The following is a 12,772-nucleotide window of genomic DNA, read 5'->3' as shown; positions in this document are numbered from 1 at the left end:
CGAACGAAAACAATCAGCCGAGTGCGGCTATCTTTGCTAATAATTCCTGCGGGTCGATTGGCTTGACGAGGTAGTCACGAGCACCTTGACGCAATCCCCAGATACGGTCAGTCTCCTGGTTTTTGCTGGTACAGATAATCACAGGAACATCCTGTGTTTCAGGATCACGGGCAATCGCACGTGTGATCTGAAATCCGTTCTGACCAGGCATAACCACATCCATCAAAATCAACTGCGGCTTATCGGCCTTGATTTTTGTCAGTGCCTCTTCACCATTTTCAGCAGTTGATACTGAAAAACCATTTTTAACGAGGATATCCGTTAAAAAATAACGCTCGGTCGGAGAGTCATCCACTACCAAAATTTTCTGTATAGCCATTTTTTACCTCAACATTTAATACGGTTAAATCATTTGGATGGCGTGCCGGATGTGTAATTACGCACCGTTTTGAGCAAACTGTCTTTTGTAAAAGGCTTAGTCAGATATTCATCTGATCCTACCATCGCACCGCGCGCACGATCAAATAAGCCGTCTTTGGAAGACAACATGATCACTGGCGTATCACGAAATTTGGCACTTTTTTTGATTAATGCGCAAGTCTGATACCCATCTAGCCTTGGCATCAAGATATCGCAAAAAATCAAATCAGGATGAGAGTCGTTAATTTTAGCCAAAGCATCAAAGCCGTCTTCTGCCAAAACCACCTTGTAACCCACCTGCCCCAAAAAAATCTCTGCTGACCGACGGATCGTACTGCTGTCGTCGATCACCATAATTTTCAAGCTTTCATTGCCTGTCAACGTTGACATAAGATTATCTCTAAGATACTGGGGTTAAAATCATCTGACACTGTAACAAAAAATGACAAACTTGCGATGATTTTTTCCCAGAATAAACATTCGAGTACAACACGCAACACCAAACTACTTTAAAAATTATTCTTTAAGCAATCAAATCAGAATGCGACCATCTCGAAATCTTCTTTGCGGGCGCCACATTCTGGACAGGTCCAGTTCATCGGCACATCTTCCCAGCGGGTTCCTGGCGCAATACCCTCATCTGGCAAACCTTGCTGCTCATCATAGACCCAACCACAAATCAGGCACATCCATGACTTCAATTCTGTAGTTGCTGATTCTTTATCACTCACGACCAAAACCCTTCAATCAAGTAAAATACCGAGATTGTCGCAAAACATTTCCGCTAGTCTTAAGCATGCACTTTTTAGCACTGATGTTGGTGCCTGAATTGAAAACACCGCCGGAATATTGAGCAATAACCTCTACAAAGTCGACTATATTAATCTACCAAACGTGCAAAACCAAATTTCTCCACTTATTTTGACCTTTGGGGCCTCCGATCCGGTTGCCGCAATCGGCGTGCAGGCAGATCTTGCCTCTTTTGCCGCAATGGGTTGTCACGGCCTGCCGGTCATTACTGCCATCCTTGTCGGTGATACCTCACAAATCGATGACATCTATCCGATGGAAACCGATCTGGTCACGGATCAAGCCCGTACCGTCCTCGAAGATATGCCTGTCGTCGCGTTCAAGGTCGGACAAATAGCGAGCGTAGAAACAGTCACCGCAATTGCCGAAATCGTCTCCGATTATCCGGATATGCCGCTGATACTGGATCCATTTAATTCCGGCATGCCGGAGGTACCGGAAGCAGAGGATCTGTTGCTGGCCATCCGCGAGCTCCTCATTCCGCAAGCCAGCTTATTGCTGATCTCCGCCGTTGAATTATCCAGACTGGCAGAAACCTGGAGAGAAACCGGTGCCCAGAGTCTTGCCAGCTCTGAAGAAGAAATGCTAGCAGATGTGGCCACCCTGATTGAATCTGGTTGTGAATACGTTCTGGTTACAGGCACGCCAACCAGCACCGTAGAAGTAGCTAATATTTTATTCGACGAATCTGGCGTGGTGCGCAACGATCACTGGCAAAGAGTCAGCGGCTCACATGCCGGTGGCGGCACCACCTTATCCGCCAGTATTGCTGCCCTGCTGGCCAACGGTCTAGAAATTCCGGAAGCGGTACTTGAAGCACAAGAATTCACCGTCGCGGCAATTGGTCACGCACAACGTCTGGGCATGGGCAAGCTTATCCCTGATCGTTATTTCTGGGCGAAAGAACCAGAATAATATTGAGTCTGACTTTATTGAGCCTGATTTTACTGATTCTCGTTTTTAATGCATCGCAAGACATAACCGTCTCCTTGGATCCACATTCTTTTTTGATCTTTTCATCATTACCTACCTGATACTGCATCACCATGACAAATAAAAACGACAGCCTGTTTTTCCGGGCACAAAAAACGACACCGGGCGGCGTCAATTCACCCGTGCGGGCATTCCGCTCTGTGGGCGGCACACCTCGCTTTATCACCCGTGCTGAAGGCCCTTATTTCTGGGACGCAGAAGACAAACGCTACATCGACTATATTGGCTCCTGGGGACCAGCAATTGTCGGACACGCTCACCCTGTCGTCGTCAAAGCGGTTCAAGAAGCAGCTACGCGCGGCCTGAGTTTTGGCGCCCCAACCGAAGGTGAAATTCTGATGGCAGAAGAAATTTGCCGTCTGGTTCCGTCCATTGAACAAGTTCGTCTCGTATCCAGTGGCACAGAAGCAACAATGAGCGCATTACGACTGGCGCGCGGTGCAACCAAACGTGACAAGATTATCAAATTCGAAGGCTGCTATCACGGTCATGCAGACTCTCTTCTGGTTAAGGCCGGCAGCGGTTTACTCACATTTGGCAATCCGACCTCGGCAGGCGTTCCGGAAGATTTCACTAAACACACATTGGTGCTGGACTATAACAACCCGCAACAACTGGAGGATGCGTTCAAAGCCTATGGCAAAGACATTGCCTGCGTGATTGTCGAGCCCGTTGCCGGGAACATGAATCTGATCAAAGCGACGCCAGAATTCCTTCAGACAATGCGTCGTTTGTGTACGGACTACGGTAGTGTCTTGATTTTTGATGAGGTCATGTGCGGCTTCCGAGTCGGCCTTGGCGGCGCGCAAGCCTTATACGGAATTCAGGCCGATATCACTGCGCTGGGCAAAGTGATCGGGGGCGGCTTACCCGTAGCAGCGTTCGGCGGACGCTCAGACCTGATGCAGCACATGGCGCCTTTAGGTGGTGTCTATCAGGCGGGAACTTTGTCCGGCAACCCGGTTGCTGTAGCGGCAGGCATGTCGACACTGAAGCTCGTACAAGAGCCTGGCTTCTACGAAAATTTATCTGCGCAAACCACGAAATTGGTTGAAGGCTTGAGCGCTGCCGCCAGAGAGGCCAACATCTCGTTTTGCGCCGATTCTCAAGGCGGCATGTTTGGTCTGTATTTTGCCAACTCCATCCCAGACAGTTATGCAAGCGTGATGGCAAGCGACAAGGAAAAGTTTAATCGTTTCTTCCATCTCATGCTCAATGCCGGCGTCTATCTGGCTCCCTCTGCATTTGAAGCGGGATTTGTCTCCGCCCAGCATGATGATGGCGTCATTGCCGCAACGATAGAGGCTGCACGACACGCCTTTGCTCAATTGAATTAATGCTACAGTAGCCCACACTGCATCAACTCAGCCTGTCTGCCGTCGTCAAGACAAAGTACAGAGCAACCTGATGCAGTCCTCATTTTTTGTCTCTTGATGTGATACCCACGGACACTTAATTTGTCATCGCGCTCTCGTCAATTGCCTGTGTTGAGTAAGCTAAGTAAGCTGGCATTCTGTGTGTCAGCTTCCTCCATGTTGCTGACGGTTAGTGCCTTTGACTTCCCGCGCTTACAAACCAGCATACGGGCGCTGGGCGGTACTCAGCAAACACTTAATGAGTGGCAAAAATTAGTGCAGGCGAACGCCACTACATCAATCGCCGTCAAGCTGCAAACCGTCAACGATTTTTTTAATCAAAAAATAAGCTACGCAGAGGATCAGGAAGTCTGGGGTGTCCCCGATTATTGGGCAACGCCGATGGAAACGCTAGCCAAGGGTAAAGGCGATTGTGAAGATTTCGTCATTGCGAAATACTTTACTTTGCGCAGCATGAATGTTCCGGATAATCAATTGCGCCTCATCTATGTCAAAGCGCGGATTGATAACACCGACGGTATTGGCGGCAGTACCCAACAAGCGCATATGATACTGGCGTACTACCCACCTCCCTCTACGGACGGTGAGCCTCTGGTACTGGATAATTTAAATACCGAGATTCATCCGGCATCACAACGTAAAGACTTAACACCGATATTCAGCTTCAATAGTCAAGGAATTTTTTCCGGTGCTGCGGCCAATGCCGTAGCGGGTGCCGGCGGCACCAGCCGTCTATCGAGGTGGCAGGACTTGTTAGAACGTGCACGACGCGAAGGTTTTTAAAGGAAACGCATTATGTCTATGTATCGCCAACTCTGGCTTGCCATTATTCTCAGCACGCTGCTCGCGTCGATAGGCAGTTTGCTAGCGTCGACACTCAGTTCGCGAGCGTATCTGAATGAACAGCTCAGGATGAAAAATGCCGATAATGCCAGCGTTCTTGCCCTGTCGATCAGTCAGAAAAGTACCGATCCTGTAGATCTCGAATTAATGGTGGCGGCACTCTTTGATCGCGGGCATTACGAGAGTATCAGCATCACCAACCCTGATGGTAAAAAAATGGTCGAGCGCGTGACTGCGGCAGAAAAAACCCAAATACCGCAGTGGTTTATTCGCCTGTTCCCGATCCACTCATTCCCGGGGCGAGCACAAATCAGCGATGGCTGGAAACAAGTCGGTACGATTTCTCTGGTATCGCAAAGTGGTTTTGCGTATCAGGCATTATGGGACTCCACCTGCAATATGCTGGGAGCGATTGGTCTGGCCGGATTAATTTCCGGCTATCTGGGCACACAGGTATTACGCCGTCTGAAGCAACCACTAGATTCCGTCATTGCACAAGCACACGCCTTGTCAGAGCGACGCTTTGTGACGACACCCGAGTCACAGGTACCCGAGTTAAAACAACTGTCGCTTGCGATGAATGCGTCCGTCAATTTATTAAAATCCATGTTCGCTGAAGAGGCCACCAGACTCGACCACTTGCGCCGCGAGGCGAATACCGATGCGATCACCGGTCTGGCAAACCGCACGCATTTCATGGCGCAGCTACAAGTCATGGCCGAGGAAGAAAATGCCGCAACTGGCACGCTGGTGATGCTCCATCTGACACACTTCGCTCAACTGAATCAGCAATGGGGACGTGAAAAAACGGATGCACTGCTCAAAGATATCGGCCAGGCCTTGCAGCAACATATTCTGGCATTAGAAGAAGGCTTCGCTGCCAGGCTGAACGGATCGGACTTTGCTGTTTTGTGTCGTCATGCCGACGCAGAGCCCGTAGCAAAAACGCTGCTCGATCTTGTGAAGTACACACTAGAGCAAGCGGGCGATCATCCCTGCAAAGCCTGTATCGGCTATGGTGAATTTGACTATGGCATGACTGCAGGCGACCTGCTCTCTCAAGTCGATACGGCGATTGCCAGCGCTGAAATGAGTAGCCAGAGCGATGCCCGTCGCGCAGTGCCACTCGGCATTGCACAGGCCCCAAAAAGCAAAGATGAGTGGACTAATCTGATACAGCAGGCTTTGCAGCAAAATCGCGTCAAACTCGCGGTGTTTCCTGTCACTGATTTCACTCACCGCTTGCTGCATCAAGAGACCGCGTTGCGTCTGATGTTTGACGGTAGCTGGTTTGCGGCTGGCCGCTTTATCCCGATCGCAGAACGACTAGGTTTATCCGCACAACTCGACCTAAGTGCGGTTTCGCTGGGCCTCATTACCTTGGGCCAGCAACCTGCATTACCGGGGCTGGCGATTAATCTGTCGGCTTTTTCTATACGTGATGCGGGATTCAGGGAAGAGCTGCGCCGGTTTATGGAAACCTATACCGATCTCTGCCATCGACTATGGCTGGAGATACCTGAGAACGGCGTGTTCGCCCAACTCGACGCCTTCAAAATTTTTGAGCAAATGGTGCGACCATTTGGTTGCAAGATCGGTTTCAAACACGCAGGACATCAGCTCAGCAAGATGAATTTAATCCATGACATCAAACTGGACTATCTCAAGATTGATGGCAGTTTTATACGCAGCATCGATAGCAACGAGAGCAACCAGGTGTTCATCAAAAGCATGACGAATATCATGAGCCGCATAGGCACACAGGTCATTGCAGAAGCTGTCGTGTCTGAAGAAGAGTTCAATGCCCTTGCCACGCTCGGGCTGACCGGCGCAACCGGGTCAGGTGTGAAGCTACTCTAGTTTCGCGTATTGGATTCGTGGCAGGAGCAAAACAGCACTGCGAAGTTGCGACGGTGATGAGCTGAATGAATTCACCTGTCAAAAATTCTGAAAGTCCAGGTTGAATCCGCTGTCTGCATGGGGCTCACCAAGGCATTTTGTGCGAGGAGGCGCGCCAACATTGTGGATTCAGTTTTCAGAAATGATTTTTTGCGTACGAGCTGTATTAGCAATAACGCACTCTAATCATTGGTGGCGTGAAAAAAAATGATCTATTTCAACCAGCCACGGCGACGGAAATACAGGAACGGGGCGATAGCAGAAGCCAGCATCAATACCAGTGCAAACGGATATCCCCAATCCCATTGCAACTCCGGCAAAATTTTAAAATTCATACCGTAAATACTGGCGATCAGCGTCGGCGGTAAAAATGCGACCGAGGCCACAGAAAAAATCTTGATAATCTTATTCTGATTGATATTAATAAAACCGACGGTCGCATCCATCAGGAAGTTAATCTTATCGAACAAAAATGAGGTGTGACCATCAAGTGATTCAATGTCGCGCAAGATCTGCCGCGCCTCTTCAAACTGGTCGGCATTCAGCAGACGTCCACGCATCAAAAAACTCACAGCCCGGCGCGTATCCATCATATTGCGGCGAATCCGGCCATTCAGATCCTCCTCTTGCGCAATCGCATTCAGGGCGGCCGCCGCATCCTGATCAGAGAAATTCTTTTGCAATACTGCCCGGCTTACCTCTTCGAGATTTTGGTAAATTCCCTCCAGCGCATCAGCAGAATACTCGGCATCCGTTGCGTACAAATCCAGTAAGACATCTTTGTAATCGTTGATCGAACCAGGCCGGGAACGGGCGCGCATACGTACCAGTCGGAATACCGGCAAATCGAGAGTATGAACAGAGAACAGGATATCGCGGGCAAGAATGAAAGCGACTGTGACGGTACGGGCTGGCTCGTCGTCATCATCAATCAGAAAATCTGTACGCAAATGCAAGTCGCCATTATCCGCTTCGTAGTAACGTGCTGAGGCTTCAATATCTTTGACCTCGTCCTCGCCGGGTAAGGTCACGCCATAAATACTCTTGACCCATTCGCGCTCTTCTTCATTCGGATCGGTCAGATCGACCCAGATCGGCAACGTATTCTCCAGATCTTCGCGGTTCTCTACATTGATCTGGCTGAGGCGGCCATTGTGTAAAACGAAAACATTAATCATGGATGGATTCCGGCGAAAACGGATGGCTGGATTGTAAACCTGTTCATCTTACAATTTCAAACAAGATGACAAGGGCATCGACATCAGCGAGCTTGCTTAATAATCAGTTGTTCACGTAAATCAGCGACACCACTAGCCTGATTTTCACCGCTGGACGCAGGCACTTTAGGCGGTTCAAAGCCCTTGTTATCGATCAACTTGACTGTGCGTGTCGTTGTATTTGTATCGAGACAATCAGTATTGGAGAACACGACTTTCCCCTTGATAGTACAACGGCGCACCTCTGAATCTGCGGTGATCGTCTGCCCTATCGGATTATGTAAACTAGCCGCGTCCTTGATACCGGCGGAGATCGCATCACCGGATTTTGTCCAGCGCAGGAGTGCGTCGTGAAAAGGCAATTCGCCATAACGCATAAAATAAAAGAAGGCGAGTGCTAACGATGTCATGAGCATCATCACAATCGACGTCATCAGCAAACTAACCGCACCGGATTGCCTCTGCAAGCTCATGGCAACTCCGCAGAATTCATACGTTTCAAAATCATTTCACTACGTCTTTGTAAATACGCCGATCCGGTATTTTTATCGAAATAGCGCGGCTTAGGCAGCATCACAGCAAGCCGTGCCGCCTGCGCAGGTCCCAGCGCCGCGGCGCTAATGCCGTAGTAGTGCTGAGATGCTGCCTCGGCACCAAACACACCGACACCCCATTCAACTACGTTCAGATAAATTTCCAGAATCCGTTCTTTATCCATGCACAGCTCCAGCATGTACGTCACGATCAATTCCTGCCCTTTGCGCAGATAACTACGTTGTCCGGACAAAAACAAATTCTTCGCTAACTGCTGCGTAATCGTCGAACCACCGGACACTACTTTGCCCTTCTTTTGATTTTTTTCGTAGGCTTTTTGCATAGCTTCCCAATCGACACCGTCATGATCGACAAAACTATCGTCCTCGGAAGCAATCACAGCGCGCTTCAGATTGTTCGAAATTTTGTTATATGGCACCCATTTATGCTGGAGCCTGGCGTCTGGATTTTTTTCTTGCAGTACGCTTAATTGCTGACGCATGAAGCTGGTAGACGATGGATTGAATTTCACCCACCAGCAAATTTGCAGTAAAAAATACGCCTGCAGCAAAATGAATAAAAGTATCGGCAACAGAATCAGCCACAAGAAAAAACGCTTCATGACGACCTCGCCCTAGCCAACAACGCGCCGCGCAACTCTGCCAGCACGGGCGCCGTCTCAGGCAATACACCACGCCATAGCGCAAAGGCGACTGCCGCCTGTTCAACTAGCATTCCAAGGCCGTCACGGATCTGTGCCTCATGGCTAGCGGCAAAGCGCAAGAACGCTGTCGGCGCTGCTCCGTACATCATGTCGTAAGCCAGCGTATTTGCAGTGAAAATACCTGAAGAAACCGGCGGCACATCGTCGTGCAAACTTGCGGAGGTAGCGTTGATGACGATATCGAATTCACCGTCTACATCACTGAACGCGCTGCTGGTGACAACAGAGGCGATTCCTGCAAGCGGTTCATATTGATGCGCCAGCAAGACCAACTCTTCAGCTCGCGCAACGGTACGATTGGCGATCACCAGCTGTGCAGGTTGCTGTTCCAGTAGAGGCAGGAGCGCACCACGCGCGGCGCCGCCAGCGCCGAGCAGTAATACGCGCTTTCCCTGAAGCGTCACACCCGCATTACGTACAATATCGGCAACCAATCCCTGACCATCCGTGTTGTCGCCAAGAATGACAGCACCCTCAAACTTCAGCGTATTGACCGCACCGGCAGCTTGCGCACGCGGTGTCAATTGTGTGGCAAGCGCAAAAGCCTCAAGCTTAAAAGGGACAGTGACGTTCACCCCTTTACCGCCAGAGTTACGAAAGGACAAGACCGTCTGTGCAAACCCATCCAAAGGAGCCAGCAGGCGTTGATAATCGATTTGCTGGGCCGTCAGTAAGGCAAAGTGCGCATGTATCGCCGGCGACTTGCTATGCGCGATCGGATTGCCGATGACAACGTAACGGTCAGCTGTTGCGGCTCCAATCAGGGTACTCAATTGGGGCCTCCGCGCAACTCGGTTTCGAGTTGTTGATCACGGGTGAATTTGAAGCGGGTAATGACGACCCAGAGATCATCTTTATCATTCGAGCGCATATTCGCCGGGAACTTGCCAAACGGCGCCGCCCGCCGAACGATGCGTAAAGCAGCCGCATCCAGCGCGCGGTTACCCGATGATTTTTCTACCTTTGGTCCACCATCTTTTTCGTAGATGGTACCGTCCTGAAAAATCGGAATATAGATAATCAATTCACCGTACAGCTTCTTACCATCTTTTTGAGGAAAATTCAGCGTACCGATGTCCTCGACTTTTTTCTGCAAGGCCTTGTAATACATGGCATAACCAACTGCTTGCGTACTCGGCGTAATAAAGGTTTTACGCGGACGTTTGTTCTGATCTTCTATGGTCTGAGAAATCTCCGCAGCCATTCTGGCCAGCGCCTGATTGCTGTCCACATTATCCCGGCCATCGCTACTTTGTTTGCTGTCTTCTGATTTATTGCTGTCACTGGTTTTAGTAGATCTGAACGGTGTTTTCAAATCGACCTGATCCATCAATTTTTTTTGTCGTTCTTCCAGCTCTTCGACTTTACGCTTCGCCGTCATAATGCTGTCGCCGTTTTCGGTCTTGCGCATATCCGGTAGAGGTGACTTGGCGCGCCCCGCATCGCTCGCACCACCGCCATCGAGATCGGCCTGAGCTAATGCTTCTGCTTTTAAGGGTTTTTTATCATGCTTAGCATTGACTAAAATAACTTCCAGACCGGGATCCGCAGCAACAGCCTCAGCAGGTCGGGGAGAAACAAAGTGCAATAACAAAATCGTCCCGTGCAAGACCAGGGAGATCAAGATGGCAGTGGACAGAATCAGATTATCAAAAATGGATTTCACAAATAGTTTCGTCGTTTTTTTAATGTAAGGCGGCGATCAGAAGTCATCGACTACTCTTGCGGACTATGTTCAGTTTTCTGGCTGCGCCGGATTGACGTGATGCTCGGCCTGCTGCGACACGGTCAATGAGTCGATCGCATCAACTTCGCCTGACATTGTAGCGCCGTTACTTTCTTCCGTAACGGTCAATTCGCCAGCTTCGCTGGACTGATCAGCCATATCGTCGACCACGGCGACAATCTCGCCATCCGCAGCGTCGTCTTCGACATCGCCAAGACCTTCTTCGGTCACGCTGGATAACATTTCCAGAATACGCGCTTCAACGCTGAGATCTACCTCATCCCAGCGCAGGATGTCGAGTTTGACCTGTGCGCCGCGCGCCATTTGCGGCATGCCCGGCAAACGGATGATCAGGGGAATATCGACCAAGCGCAGCACTTCATCCTTGAGCACTACGGCCACAACCTGGCGCGCCTCTTCTTGTTGCAACCAGCGCAGGCACCAGTATCTTTCCATGGTGGACTGGAAGTCGCCATAGGCGGAATACGCAGCGTCAAAACCAGATACGATTGCGAACAGGTCAGCGTCTTTGGGTTTAAACGGCGCTACCAGCGGTGCGGTTACGCCATTTTGTACGCAGGCGATGATTTGCCACTGATTCACCAGATCGGTATAGCGACGCAGTGGCGAAGTACTCCATGCATATTGATCGACGCCCAGCCCCTGATGTGGCGCGGCGTGGGTAACCATACGTACCTGCATCTTGGCGGCCCAGCCACCAGACCCGCCCCCCTGCGCACGATAGATGCCGGGGATGCCGTGATCGGCCATGAATTTGCCCCAGGTACTGTTCGCAAAAATCATCAGCTCGGCAACCATCTTATCCAGCGGCGCACCACGCTTGCGGCGAACGATGGAGACAACATCATTCTCAACATAAAAATTGAAATCGACACGGTTGGTTTGCTCTGGCTTAAGTCCGAAACTTTCGCGCTTCGCCATGCGACCCTGCTCAAGCACCAGCGCCCATTGCCAGATTCTGGCGATCTCGGCTTTGTGCGGATACTCGCCGGCATTATTTGCGAGATTGTCCTCGGTCACCAGTGCATCAAGATCGTTATGACGCAGATTCGATGCCATCGGTATTGCTTCGACCTTGGTTTCGGTGCTGACGACAGACCAGTCTGTTGTGTTGAGCGTCACATATAACGACAGCGCCGGACGCGTCTGGCCTTCGCCGAGCGTATAAGTCTCGACCAGCGCATCGGGCAACATCGTGATCTTGTCGCCTGGCATATACACAGTGGACATACGGGAACGCGCAATGGCATCGAGCGCATCACCGCGCTGTATACCCAGCGCTGGTGCCGCAATATGAATACCGACGCGTATCTGGTCGCTGCCCAACTCAACGACGGAGAACGCATCATCAATCTCGGTCGTGGTTACGTCATCAATCGAAAAAGCCTGCACATCTGCCACTGGCAAATCCGTCGGCAAAGCTGGAATAGGCGCTGCAGGAAACCCCAAGCCCCTAGGAAAACTCTCAAACAGAAATTTAGAAAAGTGCAGGTCTTTCGCACTCGTCAGTCCGCCGCATGCCAGCATCAGGCGTGCTGGCGAAGTTTGCAAGGCATCGCAGGCTTCGGCCATGGCTTTATATTCAATGCTGTTTTTGTCAGGCTTGAATAATAGTTGCAGTGCCAGTGATGTAAATGCGGCGGGCAGGCGATGTTGCTTCAATTCTTCAACATACGCCGCCTGCACGATCAACTGCTGCTTCTTCTTTTCTATGCCTGCCAGAGCTGCCTTCAAGGAGGCTTCCGGTGCTTTTTTGTAGCGGCCACGGCCCTTTTTGTAGAAATAAACCGGTGAGCTATGCAATGCCAGAATCAGTCCAGCTGCCTCGTCGGGCGTCGGTGCGTGTCCAAAATATTCGGCACCTAATTCAGCAAAACCAAATTCATCCTCGCCCGCGACTTCCCATAAAAACGCCAGGTCAATCTCAGCCGCCAATGTTTTTGCCTGAGTCATCAATGTGGCAGGATCGGGAGAGCCGAACTGCAACAGCACATCCTTCGCCTTGACTTTGCTACGCTTGCCGCTCGCCAGCTCAACCTGATACGCCTCACCCGCCTGCGACAAGACGCTGCCTCCCTTGAAATCACCTGATTCTTCAAAAAATAAGTTCATGCAATACTTCTTCGATGCGCCGGTCGCCCAGCTATTGTTTATCCAATACAGATCTGACGTCGATACATGAGCTATACATTGCTTCGACACGCTGTCA

Annotated in this window: 13 protein-coding genes; 4 read left to right on the top strand and 9 right to left on the bottom strand. The window is 50.4% G+C overall.

Annotated features, from left to right (window positions below; genetic code table 11):
- Positions 1 to 13 precede the first annotated feature (13 nt).
- From ACO0LE_RS10510 to ACO0LE_RS10500, 3 genes are all read right to left on the bottom strand, one after another.
- Positions 14 to 379, bottom strand: coding sequence for a response regulator transcription factor (locus ACO0LE_RS10510; protein ID WP_262837714.1), 366 nt, complete (start codon positions 377 to 379; stop codon positions 14 to 16).
- Positions 380 to 408: 29 nt separating this feature from the next.
- The gene (locus ACO0LE_RS10505; RefSeq protein ID WP_262837715.1) at positions 409 to 810 is read right to left on the bottom strand and encodes a response regulator; all 402 of its coding nucleotides are present in this window, start codon (positions 808 to 810) and stop codon (positions 409 to 411) included.
- Between the two features lie 146 nt (positions 811 to 956).
- Positions 957 to 1,109 (bottom strand): rubredoxin, encoded by a 153-nt coding sequence (locus tag ACO0LE_RS10500; protein ID WP_262837817.1) that lies wholly within the window; start codon positions 1,107 to 1,109, stop codon positions 957 to 959.
- Positions 1,110 to 1,314: 205 nt separating this feature from the next.
- Here ACO0LE_RS10500 and thiD point away from each other — a divergent pair, with 205 nt between their 5' ends.
- The 4 genes from thiD to ACO0LE_RS10480 all read left to right on the top strand — a co-directional run bounded on the left by thiD (position 1,315) and on the right by ACO0LE_RS10480 (position 6,302).
- On the top strand, positions 1,315 to 2,145 hold the full coding sequence (gene thiD, locus ACO0LE_RS10495; protein WP_422960317.1) for a bifunctional hydroxymethylpyrimidine kinase/phosphomethylpyrimidine kinase: 831 nt from the start codon (positions 1,315 to 1,317) through the stop codon (positions 2,143 to 2,145).
- A gap of 131 nt (positions 2,146 to 2,276) precedes the next feature.
- Entirely contained in the window at positions 2,277 to 3,560 is a 1,284-nt protein-coding gene (gene hemL / locus ACO0LE_RS10490; RefSeq protein WP_422960316.1) for a glutamate-1-semialdehyde 2,1-aminomutase, read from the top strand.
- 120 nt (positions 3,561 to 3,680) lie between these two features.
- Complete coding sequence (locus ACO0LE_RS10485) at positions 3,681 to 4,382, top strand: transglutaminase-like cysteine peptidase (protein ID WP_422960315.1); 702 nt, start codon at positions 3,681 to 3,683, stop codon at positions 4,380 to 4,382.
- Between the two features lie 12 nt (positions 4,383 to 4,394).
- The gene (locus ACO0LE_RS10480; protein WP_422960314.1) at positions 4,395 to 6,302 is read left to right on the top strand and encodes a bifunctional diguanylate cyclase/phosphodiesterase; all 1,908 of its coding nucleotides are present in this window, start codon (positions 4,395 to 4,397) and stop codon (positions 6,300 to 6,302) included.
- A 251-nt stretch (positions 6,303 to 6,553) separates the two neighbouring features.
- Here the strand turns inward: ACO0LE_RS10480 and corA are convergent, their stop codons facing one another.
- The 6 genes from corA to ACO0LE_RS10450 form a co-directional block, all read right to left on the bottom strand.
- Positions 6,554 to 7,519: a magnesium/cobalt transporter CorA gene (gene corA, locus ACO0LE_RS10475; RefSeq protein WP_422960313.1), complete on the bottom strand. Its 966-nt coding sequence runs from the start codon at positions 7,517 to 7,519 to the stop codon at positions 6,554 to 6,556.
- Between the two features lie 83 nt (positions 7,520 to 7,602).
- The gene (locus ACO0LE_RS10470) at positions 7,603 to 8,031 is read right to left on the bottom strand and encodes a hypothetical protein (RefSeq protein ID WP_422960312.1); all 429 of its coding nucleotides are present in this window, start codon (positions 8,029 to 8,031) and stop codon (positions 7,603 to 7,605) included.
- Complete coding sequence (gene mtgA / locus ACO0LE_RS10465) at positions 8,028 to 8,714, bottom strand: monofunctional biosynthetic peptidoglycan transglycosylase (RefSeq protein ID WP_422960311.1); 687 nt, start codon at positions 8,712 to 8,714, stop codon at positions 8,028 to 8,030. Before mtgA ends, ACO0LE_RS10470 begins: the two co-directional genes overlap by 4 nt.
- Positions 8,711 to 9,589 carry a shikimate dehydrogenase gene (aroE, locus tag ACO0LE_RS10460; RefSeq protein ID WP_422960310.1) on the bottom strand — a complete coding sequence of 293 codons (879 nt, stop codon included), beginning with the start codon at positions 9,587 to 9,589 and terminating at the stop codon, positions 8,711 to 8,713. Before aroE ends, mtgA begins: the two co-directional genes overlap by 4 nt.
- Complete coding sequence (locus tag ACO0LE_RS10455; RefSeq protein ID WP_422960309.1) at positions 9,586 to 10,482, bottom strand: TonB family protein; 897 nt, start codon at positions 10,480 to 10,482, stop codon at positions 9,586 to 9,588. The genes aroE and ACO0LE_RS10455 overlap by 4 nt, the downstream gene beginning before the upstream one ends.
- A gap of 69 nt (positions 10,483 to 10,551) precedes the next feature.
- Entirely contained in the window at positions 10,552 to 12,675 is a 2,124-nt protein-coding gene (locus ACO0LE_RS10450) for a ribonuclease catalytic domain-containing protein (protein ID WP_422960308.1), read from the bottom strand.
- Between the last annotated feature and the right edge of the window lie 97 nt (positions 12,676 to 12,772).

The sequence above is a fragment of the Undibacterium sp. Xuan67W genome, from assembly GCF_049340165.1.
GTDB lineage: Bacteria > Pseudomonadota > Gammaproteobacteria > Burkholderiales > Burkholderiaceae_D > Undibacterium.
Note: the sequence above shows the minus strand (reverse complement) of the source record. Positions and strands in the feature narration are given on the sequence as shown.

Excerpts from the sequence above, each read along its gene's own strand:
- ACO0LE_RS10500 (WP_262837817.1), bottom strand. The coding sequence starts at position 1,109 with ATGTGCCTGATTTGTGGTTGGGTCTATGATGAGCAGCAAGGTTTGCCA.
- ACO0LE_RS10510 (WP_262837714.1), bottom strand. The coding sequence starts at position 379 with ATGGCTATACAGAAAATTTTGGTAGTGGATGACTCTCCGACCGAGCGT.
- ACO0LE_RS10505 (WP_262837715.1), bottom strand. The coding sequence starts at position 810 with ATGTCAACGTTGACAGGCAATGAAAGCTTGAAAATTATGGTGATCGAC.
- ACO0LE_RS10480 (WP_422960314.1), top strand. The coding sequence starts at position 4,395 with ATGTCTATGTATCGCCAACTCTGGCTTGCCATTATTCTCAGCACGCTG.
- mtgA (WP_422960311.1), bottom strand. The coding sequence starts at position 8,714 with ATGAAGCGTTTTTTCTTGTGGCTGATTCTGTTGCCGATACTTTTATTC.
- ACO0LE_RS10470 (WP_422960312.1), bottom strand. The coding sequence starts at position 8,031 with ATGAGCTTGCAGAGGCAATCCGGTGCGGTTAGTTTGCTGATGACGTCG.
- hemL (WP_422960316.1), top strand. The coding sequence starts at position 2,277 with ATGACAAATAAAAACGACAGCCTGTTTTTCCGGGCACAAAAAACGACA.
- ACO0LE_RS10450 (WP_422960308.1), bottom strand. The coding sequence starts at position 12,675 with ATGAACTTATTTTTTGAAGAATCAGGTGATTTCAAGGGAGGCAGCGTC.
- corA (WP_422960313.1), bottom strand. The coding sequence starts at position 7,519 with ATGATTAATGTTTTCGTTTTACACAATGGCCGCCTCAGCCAGATCAAT.